Source organism: Micromonospora sp. HUAS YX12, from assembly GCF_040215685.1.
In the GTDB taxonomy this organism is placed as follows: Bacteria; Actinomycetota; Actinomycetes; order Mycobacteriales; family Micromonosporaceae; genus Micromonospora; species Micromonospora tulbaghiae.
Map to the genome: position 1 here is coordinate 6,392,497 of NZ_CP157974.1, position 17,020 is coordinate 6,409,516.

Sequence of the window (17,020 nt, forward strand, 5' to 3'; positions counted from 1 at the left end):
TCCTTTCTACCCGCTCTCCCGCCCCGGCAGCACGGGTCGAAAGTCCCGTCCTGCCCGCGTCGGCCGGGACCGACGGCCGGGCGCAGGTGGGGACCTCCGGCCCTGCTCACCGCGCTGGCCGCTGACGCACCGTAGTGGTGTACCCGGCCGGGGGAGCCGGCGCCGCACGAGAGGGAGCACCACCATGACGACCGAATACACCGCCGGGCAACTGCGGGCCGCGGTCGCCGACGCGGTCCGGGCGCCGTCGCTGCACAACACCCAGCCGTGGCGGTTCCGGCTCGTCGGCGGCGGCATCGAGGTGTCCGTCGACCCGCTGCGCGGCCTGCCCGCCACCGACCCGACCGGCTGGGGCGCGCGCATCGCCGCCGGAGCGGCGCTGTTCAACCTGCGGCTGGCGCTCGCCGTCGCGGGCACCCCGGCCACTGTGCGGCTGCGCCCGTACCCCGCCGACCCCGACGTCGTGGCCCGGCTGGTGCCGGACGTGCCGCGCCGTCCCACCCCGGTCGAGCAGAGCCTGTACGGGGCCATCAGCCACCGGTTCAGCAACCGCGCGCCGTTCTGGCCCGACCCGGTGCCGGCCGAGGCCCGCTGGCGGCTCGGCGAGGCGGCCCGCGCCGAACAGTGCTGGCTGGAACTGGTGATCGGCACCAGCGCCGTCAACGCGGTCGCCGAGGTCGCCCGCAGCGCCCACCGCGTGCTGGAACGCGACCCCGCGTACGTGGCCGAACGGGCGCAGTGGATCCGCTCCGAGCCGGCCCCGGACGGCGTGCCCGCCGGCGCCGGCGGACCGCAGAGCGAGCCGCAGGACCTGCTGCCCCAGCGCGGCTTCGGTGGACGCAACCGCGCCCCCGGCCGCGACTTCGAACCGGAGCCGCTGGTCGCGGTGCTCGGTTCGGCCGGCAACACCTCGGCCGACCAGATCCTCGCCGGGCAGGCGCTGCAACGGGTGCTGCTCACCGCCACCGACGCCGGGCTGAGCGTGTCGATGCTGTCCCAGCCGATCGAGGTGCCGGCCGCACGGGAGGCGCTGCGGATGTCGCTGGGCCGGTTCGGCACCCCGCAGATGGTGATGCGGATCGGGTACGGCCAGCCGGGCCGGGCCACCCCCCGCCGCCCGGTCGAGGAGGTGCTCGACCTGCCGGTCGTCCCGGCCTGACCCGTACCCCTCCGCCGGTCAGGCCGGGAGCGCGGCCAGCAGGGCGGCCTCCCGCTCCGGTGCCAGGCCGACCGGGGCGCGCGCCGGACGCCCCGCGCGGGCCGGCACCCGGCCCACCTCGCGCAGCCACCGCCAGGTGTCCGCGACCGTCTCGGTGACCGGCCGGCAGACCAGCCCCGCCGCGTACGCGCGTTCCACGTCCCGCTCCTGCAACCAGCGGTACTCGTGCCCGCGCGGAATCCACACCGGCAGGTCGTTCCACGGCTCCACACCGGCGGCCAGGATCGGCTCCGGCGCGGTCCACCGCAGCGTCGCGTCCGACCCGGTCACCGCCACCGCCGCGTCGAGCAGGTCACCCATCGTCGCGTGCCCGGTGCGACCCACCACGTTGTACGTCCCGCCCACGCCCTCGGCGCCCCGGTCCAGCAGCCAGGTCGCCAGATCCCGGACGTCCACGTACTGGATCGGCAGGTCACGCGGCCCCGGCGCCAGCACGTCCCCGCCCCGGGCGACCCGGTTCAGCCACCACGGCAACCGCCCGATGTCCTCCCCCGGCCCCAGGATCAGCCCGGCGCGCACCAGCAGCGCCCGGTCACCGAACACCCGCGTCGCGGCGCGCTCCCCGCCGGCCTTGTTCGCCGGGTAGTCACAGTCGTCGGCGTCCGGGTCGGCCGGCACTGTGTGCGCCTCCTCGCCGCTGCCGGGCTCGACGGGTGGCGCGTACACCGATCCGCTGGACACGTAGATGTAGTGCGGCACCGCGCCTTCCAGCGCCGACGCCGCGTCCCGTACCGCCCGGGGCGCGCCGTCCCAGGTGTCCACCACCAGATCCCACTCGCCGCCGGTGAGCGCGGCCAGCCCGTCCGGCGCGGTCCGGTCACCCCGCAACCGGTGAACGCCGTCCGGAACCTGCCCGTGCACGCCCCGGTTGAACACGGTCACCTGCCAGTCGCGGCGTACCGCCTCGGCCACCACGGCACCGCCGACAAAGCCCGTACCGCCAAGCATCAGGAGTCGCATACGTCCCAGCGTGCCGCCCGGCGCCGCCCGGCAGGTGCCCCGTTCACGGTCAGCGGATCTGCCAACGGCAGAACCCGGTTCTCCCGCCCCGCACCGGGCCCGCCGCCCCCGTTCCGTGCGGCCCGGAGTTGTCGCTGGAGTCGTCGCTGGAGTTGTCGCGACCCAGCCCTCCCCCGCCGATCTTGGAGTTGTGGCACCTCGCGAAGGTGGTGATCCGGGCATCGTGGGCGCCACAACTCCAAGATCGCGGGATCCTCCCGAGGTCGCCGGCAAGTCCTCATCAGCCCCGAGTAGCAGCCGTCCAAGATCCCTCGGTTCAGCCCGCGATCTTGCACTTTCGGACCCCGCAAACCTCGCGAATAGGGCACCCGGAGGGCTCGACCTGCAAGATCGCGCGGGGGTGACCCCGCCCCCGCCCTTGCCCCGCGCCTCGGCCAGCCTTGCCCGGGTCGGGTCGATCATGAGGTTGACGGCGTGTGGTGTCCGTTTTGTCGCCGCTAACCTCATGATCGACGCTCTGGGTGGGTGCCGGGGGAGGGCTTCGTCGGCAGTGATCAAGGAGTTTGTGTCCTCGCCCGCGCCGGATGTTGACGCGAACTCCTTGATCACCGGGGTGTAGAGCGTGTTGGCCCTGGCTGGGCCGGGTGGGGGGTCTGGCTGCGTGGGGTCGGGGTGTCGGGTTCGGGGGTGGTGGGCGGCACTCTGGCGGCGGAATGGCTGGCGGGTGGGTGGCGTTGTAACCGGGTGAACGACCGAGCACCAGCCGAGCCCCCGGAACCGGGGTCGCGCCGCCTGTGGGAATCAGCCCGGGCCGCCGGTCGTTGAACACGGTTCCGGCGACGTGAACCCCCGCGCTGCTCCCCGGCGGCGTGCACCGCCTCGGGAATGGTGGCGGGTGGCGGGTCGTTGGACATGCTTCCGGCGCCGCGAAGCGGCACCCCCCGAGTGCCCCGCGAGCAGCCGGACCCCCCAAGACTTTGAGCGCCTGACGGTGCCCGCGCATCCCGTCCCCCGGGTGCGTCGACCCCCGAATGGAGCATTTCTGATGAACACGATTCTGCGTAAGAGCATCCTGGGTATCGCTGGTCTGGCCTTCACCGGTGGTGTGTTCGCCGGTCCGGTCGCCGCCCACGCCGCGGACACCACCCACGCGAAGCCGGTCACGGCGACGGTGCAGGGTGACAAGCTGATCCCGCACGGCGTGCAGGGCGCGCAGTCCCGCATCGACCTGAACGACGAGCAGACCGCCAACGTGAAGGCGATCATCGCGGCCACGAAGAAGGCCGGCATGGACGAGCGCGCCGCGGTCGTCTCCATCGCCACCGCGTTGCAGGAGTCGAAGCTGGAGAACCTCGGCCACCTCGGTGACCGCAACGACCACGACTCGCAGGGCCTGTTCCAGCAGCGCCCCTCCAGCGGGTGGGGCACGGTCGAGCAGATCACCGACCCCGAGTACTCCACCACCGCGTTCCTGAAGGGCCTCAAGCAGGTCGACGGCTGGCGCGACATGCCCCTGACCAAGGCCGCCCAGACCGTCCAGGTCTCCGCCTACCCCGACCACTACGCCCAGTGGGAACAGCAGGCCGCCGACCTCGTCGCCGAACACTGGAACAAGTAAGACACAACGAGAGGCCGGCACCCCGAACCCGGGGTGCCGGCCTTTTCGCGTACCCGATGGGTCAGGCCGGGGGCAGGACGAACGTCCACGTGGTGGTGGTCGTGCTGGCCGCGGCGCCCGTGGCGGTGAGCCCGCCGTAGCTGCCGGTCGGCACGCTGCTCGCCGAGTCGGCGAGCAGGCCGGTCACCCGGCCGCCGCCGGTCTGCGAGGTGTTGCTGCGCACCGCCACGCCGGCCGGCGGGGTGAGCGCGGTGGACGTGCTGTCGCCGTGCAGCCAGTACGACACCGCCCAGCTCTGGGCGGCGGTCACCGGCGCGTACGGGGTGATCCGGGTGGCGGTGCTCGCCGGGTCGGTGGCCCGGGTGAAGACCGGCGCGATCGGTGCCACTCCCCGGTACGCGGCCAGCACCAGGTTGCCCTTCGCCTGGCTGTCCAGCGTCACCCGGACCGCCGTGCCGGCGTCACCCGCGCTCGCGGTCTTCCACCAGGCGGTGGTGGTGGCGAAGCCACCGTCGAGCCGGTCGAGCCTGGTCCAGCCGGTCACCCCGGCCGGTTCGCCGGTGCCGGTGTGCGTGTTCTGGCTGAGCAGGAGCAGCAGCGTGTCACCGGCCTGCACGCCCGCCGGGACGGTGACCGTGTGGCTGGTCCAGTTGGCGTTCGCGGTGGCCTGGCCGACGAACGAGATCCGCTCCGGTACGGGCGCCACTGTCACGTCGGCAGTCGCGGTGCCGGTGGCGCCCCGGTCGTCGGTGACGGTGAGCGTGACCGGGTAGGTGCCGGCGGCCGCGTACGTGTGCGACGTGGTCGGTACGGAGGCGGTGCCGGTGGTGTCCCCGTCGCCGAAGTTCCAGCTGTGGTCCTGGATCGCGCCGTCGGCGTCGGTGGAGGCCGCGCCGGAGAACGTGCACACCAGCCCGGAGCAGGTCGGCGTCAGCGCCGCGACCGGCGCCTGGTTGGCCGGGCCGCCCGATCCCTTCAGGATCTTCACGTAGTCGATGTCGCCGGCGAAGTAGTCGCAGGTGACCTTCGTACCGTCGCACTGGCTCTTGCCGCCGACGGACAGCGGCCAGGTGTTGGCGATGGTGCCGGTCGGCCCGTTGAGGCGGCTGGTCCGCACGCCGTCGACGTACATCTCCACGTACGCGGAGGTGCGGTTGCAGGTGACCGTGTGCCACTGGCCGTCGGAGATCGGCACATCCGTGTAGCCGGTACGGGAGGCGCCGTCCGCGCCCCGGAACAGGCACTTCGGCTTGCCGTTCGGCGCCTCGAACTTCCAGTAGCCGCCGGCCGTGTTGCCCTGTCCCTTCTGGAGGAGGTTCCCGAAGGAGTACGTGGTCCGGTAGCGGATGGTCACCGAGAAGTCCCCGGCGTCCGGGTTGAAGTCGGTGCTGTGCGGCACCACGTCGACGTGACCCGGGACGTACTCCTTGTCCGTGGGCAGGTGGGTGGCGAAGCGGTGGCCGGTCGCCCCGGCGTAGAGCGCGCCGGTGACCACCTCGCCGCCGATCGTGCCGTGGCGGCCGTTGCCGCTGTAGTCGGTCAGCACCGTCGACGACGCCGGCTCGTCCATGCTGAAGAACGCCACCGTCCGCGTCGCGGTGGCCTGAGCGGGCGCGGCCGAGACCGTCACCCCGGCCGCCGCGACGACAGTCGCCACCCCTAACCGGGCGGCCGTCCGCCGCCACCGTCCCCGCTCGATCATGTGCATGTGACCGCCTCCCTGCGTATCGGGCATCACAGTGACACGCGCGGTGGCGGCGGCTGAATAACCCGCACGGTGGAGCCGGGTGACCGATGTGGCCGGTACGAACCGTCCGGTGGGATACGTCCGCCGATCGACCGGCGGCGCCGGCGGGCGGGGAGGGTGAATCTCGGTGGGCGATACTGGGTTTGAACCAGTGACCTCTTCCGTGTCAAGGAAGCGCGCTCCCACTGCGCCAATCGCCCGGGCAATCGCGAGCGGACGACGGGATTCGAACCCGCGACCCTCACCTTGGCAAGGTGATGCGCTACCAGCTGCGCTACGTCCGCGTGCCGCCGGTTCGCGCCGGCGACGGGGTGAACTCTACCCGATGCCAAGATCGCCGTGCGGCAGGCCCCCGCCGCGCCCGGTGGCCGTGTGGTTGCGCTGCTCGCCGCCGGGGTACTGAGGCCGGTGACAGCACAACCATCCCCCCGAAGGAGGCTGTCGTGGGTATCGGTACGAGCATTTTCCTGATCGCGGTCGGCGCGATCCTCACGTTCGCGCTCAACGCCAGCGTCGGCGGGGTCGACCTCGACGTCGTCGGCTGGATCCTGATGGCGGCCGGCGTCCTCGGCCTGATCATGACCACGCTGGTCTGGGGTCGCCGTCGCCAGGTGGTCACCACCACCGCCGAGCAGCCGGTGGAGTACCGCCGGGTCGAGGAGCGCCGGGACGTCGCCCCGCCGATGTGACAGCGACCGGGGCCGACGGAGCTGATCGGTCCCGGACCGGGCCGGCCGGATCACCCAGATCCGGCCGGTCTCGCCGCCGGCGCGGCCACCGTCTCCGGTTCCACGGTCCGGGTGGGGCGCTCCGGCCGCGGCAATGGCTGGCGGCGCGGCACTGGACTGACCGATGACGACGAGAAAGGCCGTGTCGAATGATCGACACGGCCTTTCCGCTGGTGGGCGATACTGGGTTTGAACCAGTGACCTCTTCCGTGTCAAGGAAGCGCGCTCCCACTGCGCCAATCGCCCTCGTCTAATGCCGAGGTGGAGACGGGATTTGAACCCGTGTACACGGCTTTGCAGGCCGTTGCCTCGCCTCTCGGCCACTCCACCGAGGTTGCCCCCGAACTGCGTGGCGGCATCTCCGAGCGGACGACGGGATTCGAACCCGCGACCCTCACCTTGGCAAGGTGATGCGCTACCAGCTGCGCTACGTCCGCACGCCCCCGGTGTTATCCGGTGACGGATGAGAACTTTAGCCGAGCCCGGAACGGTTGCCAAATCGGGTTCCCCTTTCGGCGCGTCCGGATGTTGCCGGCGCCCCACCCCGCAGGCTTCCTAGGAGCCTGGGTGGCTGGTCTCCGAGGCCGGCAGGCAGGGCCGCGACCTGCGGAATCCGATCGGCGAGCCGAGTGTCCGGCATCCGACTGTCCTGCTGCCGACCGGCCGCTTCGGTAACTCCCCGTGGTCATACGGATGGGCTACCGTAACGCCGTGACGAGACGAGCCGCCGAGATCCGCCTGGACGCGCTGCTGCGTACGGCCTGTGAGGTGATCGCGGAACGAGGGCTCGCCAACACCCGCACCGCGGACGTGGCCGAGGCCGCCGGGGTCAGCCAGGCCCTCGTCTTCTACCACTTCGCGACGAAGGACCGGCTACTCGCGCAGGCCTTCGCGTACGCGGTCGAGCAGGATCTGGCCCGCCTCGACGCGGTGCTGCGCTCCTCCGCCCCGCCGCTGGCGAAGCTGCGCCGGATGCTGCGCCTCTACGCGCCGACCGGCCGGGCCACCTCCTGGTCGATGTGGATCGACGGCTGGGCGGAGTCGCTGCGTACGCCGGAGCTGGAGAAGCTCTCCCGCCGCCTCGACCTGCGGTGGCGGCAGGACCTGGCCGCGGTGATCACCGCCGGGGTCGCCGAGGGCACGTTCGACTGCCCCGACCCGGCCGGCGCGGCCTGGCGGATCAGCGCGGTGATGGACGGGCTGGCGGTCCAGCTGGCGGTGCACGAGCGGGTGATCACCCGCCGGCAGATCGCCGAGTGGATCCGCCTGGTGGCCGCCCGAGAACTGGGCCTGGAACCCAGCCAGCTCGACTGACGGCTCCTCCGCCCTGCCCCGCCCTGCCCCGCCTCGCGCCGGCGATCAAGGAGTTCGTGTCTCCATCCGGGCCGGCAGAGGACACAAACTCCTTGATCACCGGGGAGACCCCAGGGGAGGAAGCGTCAGTGCCAGCGGGGGCGGGGGCGTTCGAAGGGGGGCGGGAGTTCGGGGTCGGCGGACGGGCGCAGCAGGCGGCGCATCCGCAGCAGCAGACCGGCGCCGAGGAACAGCAGCAGCCCGCCCAGCAGGAACGCGGCCTGCACCATGCCGAAGCCGCCACTGTCGGCCACCGGCCGCCCGGCCACTCCACCGGGCGCGGGCGGCTCCACCACCGCGGCGTCGGTCGGCTCGTCCGTGGACTCCTCGCCGGGCGCCTCGGTGGGCGGCTCGCCGGTCGGAGTGTCGGTGGGCTCCGCGCTGGTGGGTGCCGGCGTCGGCGAGGCCTCCTCCTCCCCCACCACCTCGCGGGAGGCGGTCCGCCGGGCCAGCAGCCGCAACTGCGGGTCGTACGCCTCGGCGGCGAAACTCACCCGTCCGCGCCCGACGTCCTCGGCGAACGCCACCCGGTAGCGGGCGGTCACGGTACGGCCGGGACAGAGCACACCCGGGTCGAGCTGCCGGTCGGTGAGCCGGGCGGTGTCTCCCTCGGTGCGGATCTCCAGCGGGAACGAGCCGCTGTCCTCCACCCGGTCCACCTTGAGCTGGTCCAGCCGCAGGCCCTGCACCCGCACCAGCATCGACCAGCGCACCTTGACACAGCCGCCCCCGTCGGAGCGGGACACCACGGCGGACAACGTCTCCACCCGGTTCCCGGCGGTGAACTCGTCCGGCAGGCCGCTCAACTCCGTGGAGAAGGCCGCCGCCGCCCGCGCCGGCAGGGCACCGCCGTACCCGGTCCCGGCCACGAAGGTCAGTACCAGTCCGATCCGCAGCGCGTGCCGCCACCCGCTCACCACGCCTCCTCACCCTCGGTCGTGTCCACAGGCAACGCTAGGAGCGCGCCGGGCACGCCGGTAGACGGGCGTGTTCGCATCCAACGCCACAACACGGGGGTGATTTCACCGAGCGTGGTGAACCGGTCACGGCCTCGCCGCGACACGCCCGGGATCGGTTCCGGAACCCGTGTGGGACACAATTCTCCGGTGTCCGAGCTGTCCGCCGCGTTCGTCCGGCTGCACGCCCGCCTCGCCCCCGTGGCGTTCGTACCCGAGGTGCGGCTGCACCAGGCCGACGAGCCGATCGGTCTGTGGGAGCTGACCGAGGGCGAGTTCCGCAGCTCCCAGCCGCCGCCGTTCTGGGCGTTCGCCTGGGCCGGCGGGCAGGGCCTGGCCCGTTACGTCACCGACCACCCCGACACGGTCGCCGGCCGCCGGGTGCTCGACCTGGCCTCCGGCTCCGGTCTGGTCGCCATCGCCGCCGCCCGCGCCGGCGCCGCCGCCGTCCGGGCGGTCGAGGTGGACGAGCGGGCCGTGGCCGCCGTCGCGCTCAACGCCGAGGCCAACGGGGTACGCGTCGACGCCGAACTCGGCGACATCCTCGACTCCGACGCGGGCGACGCGGAGGTGGTGCTGGCCGGGGACGTCTTCTACAGCGAGGCGATGGCCCGGCGGATGCTGCGCTTCCTGCTCCGGGCCGCCCGCGCCGGCGCCCGGGTGCTGGTGGGCGACCCGGGCCGGGCGTTCCTGCCCCGCGAGCGCTTCCACGAGCTGGCCGCGTACGACGTGCCGGTGTCCGAGGCGCTGGAGAGCGTACGGGTGAAGCACACCACCGTCTGGGAGCTGGACCCGAACCCGCCCGGCGCCCGCCGCTAGCGTTACCGCGTGCTGTTCCGGGGCTGGGGGGAGTCCGTCGACGAGCAGTGGCCCGACGTGGCCACGGTGGTCGACCACGTCGGCGTGCCGCACCTGGTGGTGACCCGGCACGCGCTCGTACGCGAGGTGCTCACCGATCCGGTGACGTTCCGGCCGGACAACGCGCTCGACGCGGTCACCCCGATCCCGGTGGCCGCGCTGCGGGTGCTCGCCGGGCACCGGTTCCGGCTACCGCCGACGCTGGCGAACAACGGTGGTGCCAGCCACCCGGAGATCCGGGGCATCGTCGCCGACGCGCTGCACCCGCACCGGGTGGACGCCCAGCGCCAGTGGCTGACCGGGCTGGTCCGGGAGCGGGTGGCGGGGCTGGCGGCGGCGCTGGACGCGGGCCGCCCGGTCGACCTGTACGCGGGCCTCGCCGCCGACCTGCCGCTGCTGGTGCTCGCCCGGCTGGTCGAGCTGCCGGACGCCCCGGTCGGCGCGGTGAAGGACTTCGCCCGCGCCGCGCTGGAGCTGTTCTGGGCGCCGCTGGACGCCGACCGGCAGCTCGCGCTGGCCGCCGAGGTGGGCCGGTTCCACACCGTGCTGCGCGAGTTCGCCGCCACCGGGGGCGGGCTCGCCGCGCGGCTGCGCGAGGCCGGGCACTCCCCCGACGTGGTGGTCGGGGCGCTGTTCTTCCTGCTGGTCGCCGGTCAGGAGACCACCTCGCAGTTCCTCACCCTGCTGCTGCACCGGCTGGCGAACGAGCCGGCGGTACGGGCCGGGCTGCGCGCGGGCACGGTCGACGCGGACGACGTGGTCGAGGAGGGGCTGCGGCTGGAGCCGCCGATCGTCACCTGGCGGCGGGTGGCAGCCGCCGACACCACACTCGGCGAGGTGCCGGTGGCGGCGGGCACCAGCGTGGTCGCGTGGCTCGCCCGCGCCGGGCGCGATCGGGCCGTGGTGGACGCGCCCGGCGAGTTCCGTCCCGGGCAGCCCGGCTCGCGGCGGCACCTGGCGTTCGGCGCCGGGCCGCACCGCTGCGTCGGCGCGCAGCTCGCCCGGATGGAGGCCGCCGTGGTGGTCGCCGAGGCCACCGCGCTGCTCGACGGCGTGACGGTGGTGCGTCCACCGTGGTGCCCGGACAACCTCACCTTCCGGATGCCGGACGCGTTCGTGGTCCGTCGCACCTGAGCCCTGCGGGCGTTAATAGGGGGCCCTTCCTCTACCGGAGGCGTTAAGAAGGGGCCCTTCCTTACTCCTCGGCCCAGGCCCGCCAGTCGTCCAGCACGCCGTACAGGGCGGGGGTGAGCCAGCCGGGCGCGGACCGGCGGAACACGCCCGGGTCCATCCCGCCCGCGCCGGCCGGCACCGCGCCGAGCAGGTTCGGCACCAGCTCGGACAGGTTGAGCCAGTGCACCAGCTCCGGTTCGGCCGGCCAGGCGCCGATCACCACGCCGGCCGGGACGGCCCGCCGCTCCAGCGCCTCCAGCGTCAGCGCGGTGTGGTTGAGCGTGCCGAGCCCGGCCCGCGCCACCACCACCGCGGGCGCGCCGAGCGACACCGCCAGGTCGGCCACCGTCCACGGCTCGCCGGACGGGCGCAACCCCATCGGTACGAGCAGCCCGCCCGCGCCCTCGACGAGCACCAGGTCGTGCTTGTCCGCCTCCTCGCGGATCGCGTCGACGGCGTTGTACAGCTCCAGTGGCGGCAGCTCGGCCACCCGGGCCGCGGCCAGCGGGGCCAGCGGATCGGGGTAGCTGGCCAGCGTCCGGCCGGTGAGCGGGGCGGCCAGCCGGGTCACCGAGTCGACGTCGCCGGGCTCGCCTGTCGCCGTACCCGTCTGGCCGGGCTTGACCACAGCGACCCGCAGGCCGGCCGCCTGCGCGGCGGCGGCGACCGCGGCGGTCACCACCGTCTTGCCGACCTCGGTGTCAGTGCCGGTCACCAGCACCGGTCCGGTCCAGGCGTCGCCGAAGCTCATGGCGCACACTCCACGATCACGTCCAGGGCCCGGTCGAAGCCGGCCCGGTCCACCCCGGCGCTGACGGTGAGCCGCAGCCGGGAGCGGCTGTCCGGCGTGGACGGGGGACGGAAGCAGCCGACCGCCACGCCCCGGTCCCGGCAGGCGGCGGCCCAGGCGGTCGCCTCCTGCGGGCCGGGCGCGGTCACCGAGATCACGGCGCCGTCCGGGGCGGACACGGACAGCCCGGCCCCGCCGAGCCGGCGCACCGCCGCCGTGACCCGGTCGGCCAGCTCGGCGCGCAGCGCGTCACCGGTGCGGGCCAGGCGCACCGCGGCGCGTACCCCGGCCACCACAGCGGGCGGCGGCGCCGTGTCGAAGATGAACGTGCGGCCGGTCTCCACCAGGTGGCGGACGAACTCGGCCGGCCCGGCGACCACGCCGCCGGCCCCGCCGAGCGCCTTGGACAGCGTCGCGGTGACCACCACGTCGGGCGCGCCGGCCAGCCCGGCGGCGGCCACCCCGCCGGCCCCGGCCGGGCCGGTGACGCCGAGCGCGTGCGCGTCGTCGACGAGCAGCAGCGCGCCGTGCCGGCGGGCCACCGCGTGCAGCTCCGCGAGCGGGGCCAGGTCGCCGTCGACGGAGAAGACCGACTCGGTCACCACCACCGCCGGGCGGCCCGGCGCGGCGGCGAGCGCCGCGGCCACCGCGGCCACGTCGGCGTGCGGCGTCACGAGCGTCTCGGCACCGGAGATCCGGCAGCCGTCGATCAGCGAGGCGTGGTTGTGGGCGTCGGAGACGAGCAGCGTACGCGGCTGCGTCAGCCCCCGGACGGCGGCGAGGTTGGCCAGGTAGCCGGAGGAGAACACCAGCGCCCGGTCGACGCCGAGCCAGCCGGCCAGGTCGTCCTCCAGCGCGTGGTGGGCGTCGGTGGACCCGCGCACCAGACGCGACCCGGTGGCGCCCAGCCCGTACGCGGACAGGGCCGTCGCGGCGGCGGCGGTGACCTCCGGGTGGGTGGCCAGGCCGAGGTAGTCGTTGCCGGCCAGGTCGACCACGGCGTCGTCGGCGGCCCGGGGGCGCAGCGTGCGGGTCAGCCCCGCCCGGGCCCGCAGCTCGGCGCGGCGGTCCAGGGCCGCCAGCCAGTCCGCCACCGTGCCGTCCCCTCCCGCCGACTCCCCGCCCCCGCCGGGCGCTTCCGCGGGGCGAAGTTACCACCCGCTCCGGCGGGCCCGGCGTGGCGCGGTCCCGGCTCGCCGGAGGGCCGGCGGCGGCGGTTTCCCGCGCTCACGGTGGCCTGTTAGGTTACGAGCCATGCCAGAGATCCTCGACCAGGCCCGGGAGCGGGTGCTGGGCAACGGCGTCGGCCTCGACGAGGCCGGCATCCTCGCGGTGCTGAATCTTCCCGACGAGCACCTGCCCGCCGCGCTCCAGCTCGCCCACGAGGTCCGGATGCGCTGGTGCGGTCCGGAGGTCGAGGTCGAGGGCATCGTCTCGCTGAAGACCGGCGGCTGCCCGGAGGACTGCCACTTCTGCTCGCAGTCCGGCCTGTTCACCTCCCCGGTGCGTTCGGTCTGGCTGGACATCCCGGCGCTGGTCGAGGCCGCGAAGCAGACCGCCGCGACCGGGGCGACCGAGTTCTGCATCGTGGCCGCCGTGCGCGGCCCGGACGCCCGGCTGATGAAGCAGATGCGTGAGGGCGTCGCCGCCATCCGCGCCGAGGTCGACATCCAGGTCGCCGCCTCGCTCGGCATGCTCACCCAGGAGCAGGTCGACGAGCTGGTCGAGATGGGCGTGCACCGCTACAACCACAACCTGGAGACCTGCCGCTCCTACTTCCCGAACGTGGTCACCACGCACTCCTGGGAGGAGCGCTGGGAGACGCTGCGGATGGTCCGCGAGTCCGGCATGGAGGTCTGCTGCGGCGGCATCCTCGGCCTCGGCGAGACGGTCGAGCAGCGCGCCGAGTTCGCCGCCCAGCTCGCCGAGCTGGACCCGCACGAGGTGCCGCTGAACTTCCTCAACCCGCGCCCCGGCACGCCGCTCGGCGACCGCCCGGTGGTGGAGGGCAAGGACGCGCTGCGCGCCATCGCCGCGTTCCGGCTGGCCATGCCGCGCACCATCCTGCGGTACGCGGGCGGCCGCGAGCTCACCCTCGGTGACCTGGGCACCCGCGACGGTCTGCTCGGCGGCGTCAACGCGGTGATCGTCGGCAACTACCTGACCACGCTGGGCCGGCCCGCCGACGCCGACCTGAAGCTGCTGGAAGACCTGAAGATGCCGGTGAAGGCGCTCTCGGCGACCCTGTGAGGCAGCGGTGACCGAATCCTCCCCCGCCACGGCGGCCCTTTCCGGAGTGGCCGCGCGCTGGTGCGACAGGTGCGGCGAGTCGGTGGCGGCCGGGCCGCACCCGGCGTGTGAGGCGGCGCGGGCGTGGGAGCCACCACGCTGGTGCGCGTCCTGCCGGCGGCGGATGAAGGTGCAGGTCGTACCGGCCGGCTGGTCGGCGGTCTGCGTCGAGCACGGCGAGCGGCGAGGCTGAGGCATGCTGCGAGGGCGGGCGGTGACGCTGCGGCCGGTGACCGACGCCGACGTGCCCGCCCTGGCCGCGATCCGGGCCACCCCCGAGGTGCGCCGCTGGTGGCGCGGGGGCGACGACCTGGCCGCATCGGTGCGGGCCGACCTGGCCGACGACGAGGTGACGATCTACGCCGTCGAGCACGACGGCAGGCTGGTCGGCGCGATCCAGTGGTACGCCGAGACCGACCCGGACTACCGCCACGCCAGCCTGGACGTCTTCCTCGACCCGGCGGTACGCGGCACCGGGCTGGGCGGCGACGCGATCCGCACGCTGGTCCGGCACCTGATCGACGAGTACGGCCACCACCGGTTCACCATCGACCCGGCGGCGGCGAACACGGCGGCGATCCGGGCGTACGCGAAGGTGGGCTTCCGCCCGGTGGGCATCATGCGCCGCTACGAGCGCGGGGCGGACGGACGTTGGCACGACGCGCTGCTGATGGATCTGCTCGCCGAGGACCTGACCGGCTGAGACGGACGGGCGTGCCCGGCACCGCACGGGTGCCGGGCACGCCTTCCTCGAACGATGTGGCGCCTAGCGCTGGAGGGTCAGCACACCCGGCCGCCACGGCAGCAGGTTGTAGTCACCGCCCGCACTGGGGTTCTTGCCCTGGTACAGGAACTGGAGGTTGCAGGCGTCGACGGTCTTGGTCTGGTCGGGGTTGGTGCGGACCAGGTCACCGTGGCTGATGTCGTTGGTCCACGTCGCGCCGCTGTTGGCCTTGCCGGCGAACGGGTTGCTCTCGCTGGCGGCCTGCGGCGTCCACGAGCCGTTCAGGCTGGTGGACGTGAACGACCGGAAGTAGCGGCCCTGGCTCCCGATCGCCTCGACGATCATCAGGTACTGGTTCTGGCCCGCCACCTTGTAGACCTCGACACCCTCGAACAGGTTCTCCCTGGTGTCGGTCATGATCGTCGTGTAGCTCGACCCGAAGCTGCCCGGGAAGTTCCCGAGCGGCATGCTCGACCGGTAGATCTTGCCGTTGTCCCCGGCGAAGAACAGGTACATGTTCTGGTCGTCGCCGATGAGCGTCTGGTCGATCACGCCGTACGGGGCGTCGGGCAGGGTGGCGGTGGAGAGCGTCTGCGCCGAGGACCAGCCGTTGGCGTTCGTCGGGTCGCTCGACGTCTTGTAGCTGAACGAGGTCGGTCCCCACTGGTACGCCAGCACCCAGATGTTCTTCGGGGCGAAGTACAGCAGCGTGGGTGCCACGGTGCCCTGGCTCATTCCGGTCTGGCCGGCCGAGGCCATGTCGGACCAGTTCGTGAACGGGGTGAAGTTCATCGAGCTGTACTGGCCGCTGCTGTTGACGTACGACCCGTAGACCAGGTGCTTGCCGTTGTGGACCACGTTGGTGAAGTCCTTGAGCGAGACCCAGCCGTTCTGCGGGTTGGCCAGCGCGCCGGTCGACGACCACCGGTAGGTCGACGGGAGCGAGCAGCCGCCCGGCGGCGGCGTCGTGGTCGGCGGCGGGCTGGTCGGGGGCGTGGTGCCACCGAAGTTGGTCCGCCACTGCTGGTTGGTCTGTCCGTGGCAGTCGTACAGCTGGATCTGCTGGCCGTTGCCGGTGCCCCAGACGTCCAGGCACCGGCCGGACTGCACGCCGGTGATGGTGCCGTTGGAGTTGATGTTCCACTGCTGGTTCGACTGGCCGTTGCAGTCCCAGATGATGATGCCGGTGCCGTTGGCGGTGGCCGCGCCGTTCGCGTCCAGGCACTTGGTGCCGTAGACCATCAACTGCTTGTTCGAGGTGTACGTCCACCGCTGGTTCGACTGGCCGTTGCAGTCCCAGAGCTGCACCCGGGTGCCGTTGCTCTGGGTGGCGTTCGGTACGTCGATGCACCGGCCGGACTGCACCCCGGCGATCTGCCCGGCGCCACCGCTCGGCGGCGGTCCCGTGGTCGGGGTCGTGGTCGGCCCCGAGGTCGGGGCGGCCGCGTTGAGCGCGTTGAGGACCGAGTTGTACGCGGCCTTCTTGTTGCCGCTGCCGTCGAACAGCAGCGGGTTCTCGTTGGAACGCCAGGAGTCGCTGTCGCGGACACCCCACACGGTGATGCCGATGCAGCGCGGCACGTTGATGCACGCCTGGGTCAACCCGGCGTACTGGCTGGTCGAGGCATTGGTGACGTCGACCTCGGTCAGCGCCACGTCCACACCCAGCGCCGCGAAGCTGGACAGCGTGGTCTGGAAGTTACCCGGCAGCGAACTGCCGCCGGTGAAGTGGGTCTGCAACCCCACGCAGTCGATCGGCACGCCCCGGGACTTGAAGTCCCGGACCATGTTGTAGACACCCTGCGTCTTGCCGTACGACCAGTTCTCGATGTTGTAGTCGTTGTAGCAGAGCTTCGTCGACGGATCAGCCGCCCGCGCGGTACGGAACGCCACCTCGATCCAGTCGTTGCCGGTGCCCTGAAGGTTCGACTGGCGACGGCTGCCGTCCTCGTTGAACGCCTCGTTCACCACATCCCACGCGACGAGCTTGCCCCGATAGTGGGCCATCACCCCGTTGATGTGATCGATCATCGCCTGACGCAGGTTGCTACCACTCAGACTCTGCATCCAGCCCGGCTGCTGCGCATGCCACGCCAGCGTGTGGCCGCGGACCTGGAGGCCGCGCTGCGTCGCCCAGTTGTAGATCTGGTCACCGGAGGAGAAGTTGAACTGGCCCCGCTGGGGCTGCAGCGCGTCCGGCTTCATCTCGTTCTCGGCCGTGATCATGTTGAACTCACGCGCCGCGATGGTGCTGTACGTGGAGTCGCTCAGGCGGTTCGCCGCGATGGCGGTGCCGAAGTAGCGGCCCGACTGCGCGGCGGCCGCCCCCAGCGTGCTCGCCGCCGCGTTCGCCGACGGCATCATCACCGCGACGGCGGCCACCGTCACGGCGCTGACCGCGCCGGCGAGCAGCGCTCGGACGGCGGGCGATCGCCGTCGCCGGCTCCCGCCGCGATGAACGGATGGGCTCATTGCCATCTTGGCCTCCTTACTGGCCAACACCCAGGCCGCCGGGGCGAAGACGACTGGACGTCTCGGTTGGGGTATCTAGCTCCGTCGATGCTTCCATCGCGCATCGGCGGGGACAATGGTGTTTCGGAAACGT

General features: G+C 72.9%; 15 protein-coding genes and 5 tRNA genes. 9 read left to right on the forward strand and 11 right to left on the reverse strand.

What is annotated here, in order from left to right; genetic code table 11:
- The first annotated feature begins 184 nt into the window (after positions 1-184).
- Positions 185-1,159 carry a nitroreductase gene (locus ABIH81_RS30295; RefSeq protein ID WP_349878250.1) on the forward strand — a complete coding sequence of 325 codons (975 nt, stop codon included), beginning with the start codon at positions 185-187 and terminating at the stop codon, positions 1,157-1,159.
- An 18-nt stretch (positions 1,160-1,177) separates the two neighbouring features.
- On the opposite strand, the gene ABIH81_RS30300 is transcribed toward ABIH81_RS30295, so the two are convergent.
- On the reverse strand, positions 1,178-2,179 hold the full coding sequence (locus ABIH81_RS30300; protein WP_349878251.1) for an NAD-dependent epimerase/dehydratase family protein: 1,002 nt from the start codon (positions 2,177-2,179) through the stop codon (positions 1,178-1,180).
- Between the two features lie 1,045 nt (positions 2,180-3,224).
- Here ABIH81_RS30300 and ABIH81_RS30305 point away from each other — a divergent pair.
- Positions 3,225-3,797 (forward strand): hypothetical protein, encoded by a 573-nt coding sequence (locus ABIH81_RS30305; protein ID WP_349878252.1) that lies wholly within the window; start codon positions 3,225-3,227, stop codon positions 3,795-3,797.
- Positions 3,798-3,858: 61 nt separating this feature from the next.
- On the opposite strand, the gene ABIH81_RS30310 is transcribed toward ABIH81_RS30305, so the two are convergent.
- From ABIH81_RS30310 to ABIH81_RS30320, 3 genes are all read right to left on the reverse strand, one after another.
- Entirely contained in the window at positions 3,859-5,505 is a 1,647-nt protein-coding gene (locus ABIH81_RS30310) for a PKD domain-containing protein (RefSeq protein ID WP_349878253.1), read from the reverse strand.
- Positions 5,506-5,672: 167 nt separating this feature from the next.
- A tRNA-Val gene (locus ABIH81_RS30315) sits at positions 5,673-5,744 on the reverse strand.
- Between the two features lie 11 nt (positions 5,745-5,755).
- A tRNA-Gly gene (locus tag ABIH81_RS30320) sits at positions 5,756-5,828 on the reverse strand.
- Between the two features lie 159 nt (positions 5,829-5,987).
- Between ABIH81_RS30320 and ABIH81_RS30325 the strand changes: the two genes are divergently transcribed.
- Entirely contained in the window at positions 5,988-6,233 is a 246-nt protein-coding gene (locus ABIH81_RS30325) for a DUF6458 family protein (RefSeq protein ID WP_013284878.1), read from the forward strand.
- A gap of 210 nt (positions 6,234-6,443) precedes the next feature.
- Here ABIH81_RS30325 and ABIH81_RS30330 read toward each other — a convergent pair.
- The 3 genes from ABIH81_RS30330 to ABIH81_RS30340 form a co-directional block, all read right to left on the reverse strand.
- Positions 6,444-6,518, reverse strand: a tRNA-Val gene (locus ABIH81_RS30330).
- 13 nt (positions 6,519-6,531) lie between these two features.
- Positions 6,532-6,602, reverse strand: a tRNA-Cys gene (locus ABIH81_RS30335).
- 34 nt (positions 6,603-6,636) lie between these two features.
- Positions 6,637-6,709, reverse strand: a tRNA-Gly gene (locus tag ABIH81_RS30340).
- A gap of 274 nt (positions 6,710-6,983) precedes the next feature.
- Between ABIH81_RS30340 and ABIH81_RS30345 the strand changes: the two genes are divergently transcribed.
- A complete protein-coding gene (locus ABIH81_RS30345; protein WP_091420285.1) occupies positions 6,984-7,586 on the forward strand; it encodes a TetR/AcrR family transcriptional regulator in 603 nt (200 codons plus the stop codon).
- A 125-nt stretch (positions 7,587-7,711) separates the two neighbouring features.
- Here ABIH81_RS30345 and ABIH81_RS30350 read toward each other — a convergent pair whose 3' ends face one another.
- Positions 7,712-8,542: a hypothetical protein gene (locus ABIH81_RS30350; protein ID WP_349878254.1), complete on the reverse strand. Its 831-nt coding sequence runs from the start codon at positions 8,540-8,542 to the stop codon at positions 7,712-7,714.
- A 189-nt stretch (positions 8,543-8,731) separates the two neighbouring features.
- On the opposite strand from ABIH81_RS30350, the gene ABIH81_RS30355 reads away from it, so the two are divergent.
- Both ABIH81_RS30355 and ABIH81_RS30360 read left to right on the forward strand, forming a co-directional pair.
- Entirely contained in the window at positions 8,732-9,400 is a 669-nt protein-coding gene (locus ABIH81_RS30355) for a 50S ribosomal protein L11 methyltransferase (protein ID WP_349878255.1), read from the forward strand.
- Between the two features lie 9 nt (positions 9,401-9,409).
- Positions 9,410-10,573 (forward strand): cytochrome P450, encoded by a 1,164-nt coding sequence (locus ABIH81_RS30360; RefSeq protein ID WP_349878256.1) that lies wholly within the window; start codon positions 9,410-9,412, stop codon positions 10,571-10,573.
- A 61-nt stretch (positions 10,574-10,634) separates the two neighbouring features.
- Here the strand turns inward: ABIH81_RS30360 and bioD are convergent, their stop codons facing one another.
- Positions 10,635-11,363, reverse strand: coding sequence for a dethiobiotin synthase (gene bioD, locus ABIH81_RS30365; protein ID WP_349878257.1), 729 nt, complete (start codon positions 11,361-11,363; stop codon positions 10,635-10,637).
- Positions 11,360-12,496: an 8-amino-7-oxononanoate synthase gene (locus ABIH81_RS30370; protein ID WP_349878258.1), complete on the reverse strand. Its 1,137-nt coding sequence runs from the start codon at positions 12,494-12,496 to the stop codon at positions 11,360-11,362. Before ABIH81_RS30370 ends, bioD begins: the two co-directional genes overlap by 4 nt.
- A 160-nt stretch (positions 12,497-12,656) precedes the next feature.
- Between ABIH81_RS30370 and bioB the strand changes: the two genes are divergently transcribed.
- From bioB to ABIH81_RS30385, 3 genes are read left to right on the forward strand one after another with little or no spacing between them, the layout of a single operon-like run.
- Positions 12,657-13,652, forward strand: a complete 996-nt coding sequence (bioB, locus tag ABIH81_RS30375) for a biotin synthase BioB (protein WP_349878259.1) — start codon at positions 12,657-12,659, stop codon at positions 13,650-13,652.
- Between the two features lie 7 nt (positions 13,653-13,659).
- Positions 13,660-13,884: a hypothetical protein gene (locus tag ABIH81_RS30380; protein WP_349878260.1), complete on the forward strand. Its 225-nt coding sequence runs from the start codon at positions 13,660-13,662 to the stop codon at positions 13,882-13,884.
- 3 nt (positions 13,885-13,887) lie between these two features.
- Positions 13,888-14,394 (forward strand): GNAT family protein, encoded by a 507-nt coding sequence (locus ABIH81_RS30385; protein ID WP_349878261.1) that lies wholly within the window; start codon positions 13,888-13,890, stop codon positions 14,392-14,394.
- A 63-nt stretch (positions 14,395-14,457) separates the two neighbouring features.
- On the opposite strand, the gene ABIH81_RS30390 is transcribed toward ABIH81_RS30385, so the two are convergent.
- The gene (locus ABIH81_RS30390; protein ID WP_349878262.1) at positions 14,458-16,893 is read right to left on the reverse strand and encodes a non-reducing end alpha-L-arabinofuranosidase family hydrolase; all 2,436 of its coding nucleotides are present in this window, start codon (positions 16,891-16,893) and stop codon (positions 14,458-14,460) included.
- Positions 16,894-17,020: the final 127 nt, after the last annotated feature.

Coding starts and splice junctions, on each gene's coding strand:
- ABIH81_RS30295 (WP_349878250.1), top strand. CDS start 185: ATGACGACCGAATACACCGCCGGGCAACTGCGGGCCGCGGTCGCCGAC.
- bioD (WP_349878257.1), bottom strand. CDS start 11,363: ATGAGCTTCGGCGACGCCTGGACCGGACCGGTGCTGGTGACCGGCACT.
- bioB (WP_349878259.1), top strand. CDS start 12,657: ATGCCAGAGATCCTCGACCAGGCCCGGGAGCGGGTGCTGGGCAACGGC.
- ABIH81_RS30385 (WP_349878261.1), top strand. CDS start 13,888: ATGCTGCGAGGGCGGGCGGTGACGCTGCGGCCGGTGACCGACGCCGAC.
- ABIH81_RS30305 (WP_349878252.1), top strand. CDS start 3,225: ATGAACACGATTCTGCGTAAGAGCATCCTGGGTATCGCTGGTCTGGCC.
- ABIH81_RS30310 (WP_349878253.1), bottom strand. CDS start 5,505: ATGCACATGATCGAGCGGGGACGGTGGCGGCGGACGGCCGCCCGGTTA.
- ABIH81_RS30300 (WP_349878251.1), bottom strand. CDS start 2,179: ATGCGACTCCTGATGCTTGGCGGTACGGGCTTTGTCGGCGGTGCCGTG.
- ABIH81_RS30390 (WP_349878262.1), bottom strand. CDS start 16,893: ATGGCAATGAGCCCATCCGTTCATCGCGGCGGGAGCCGGCGACGGCGA.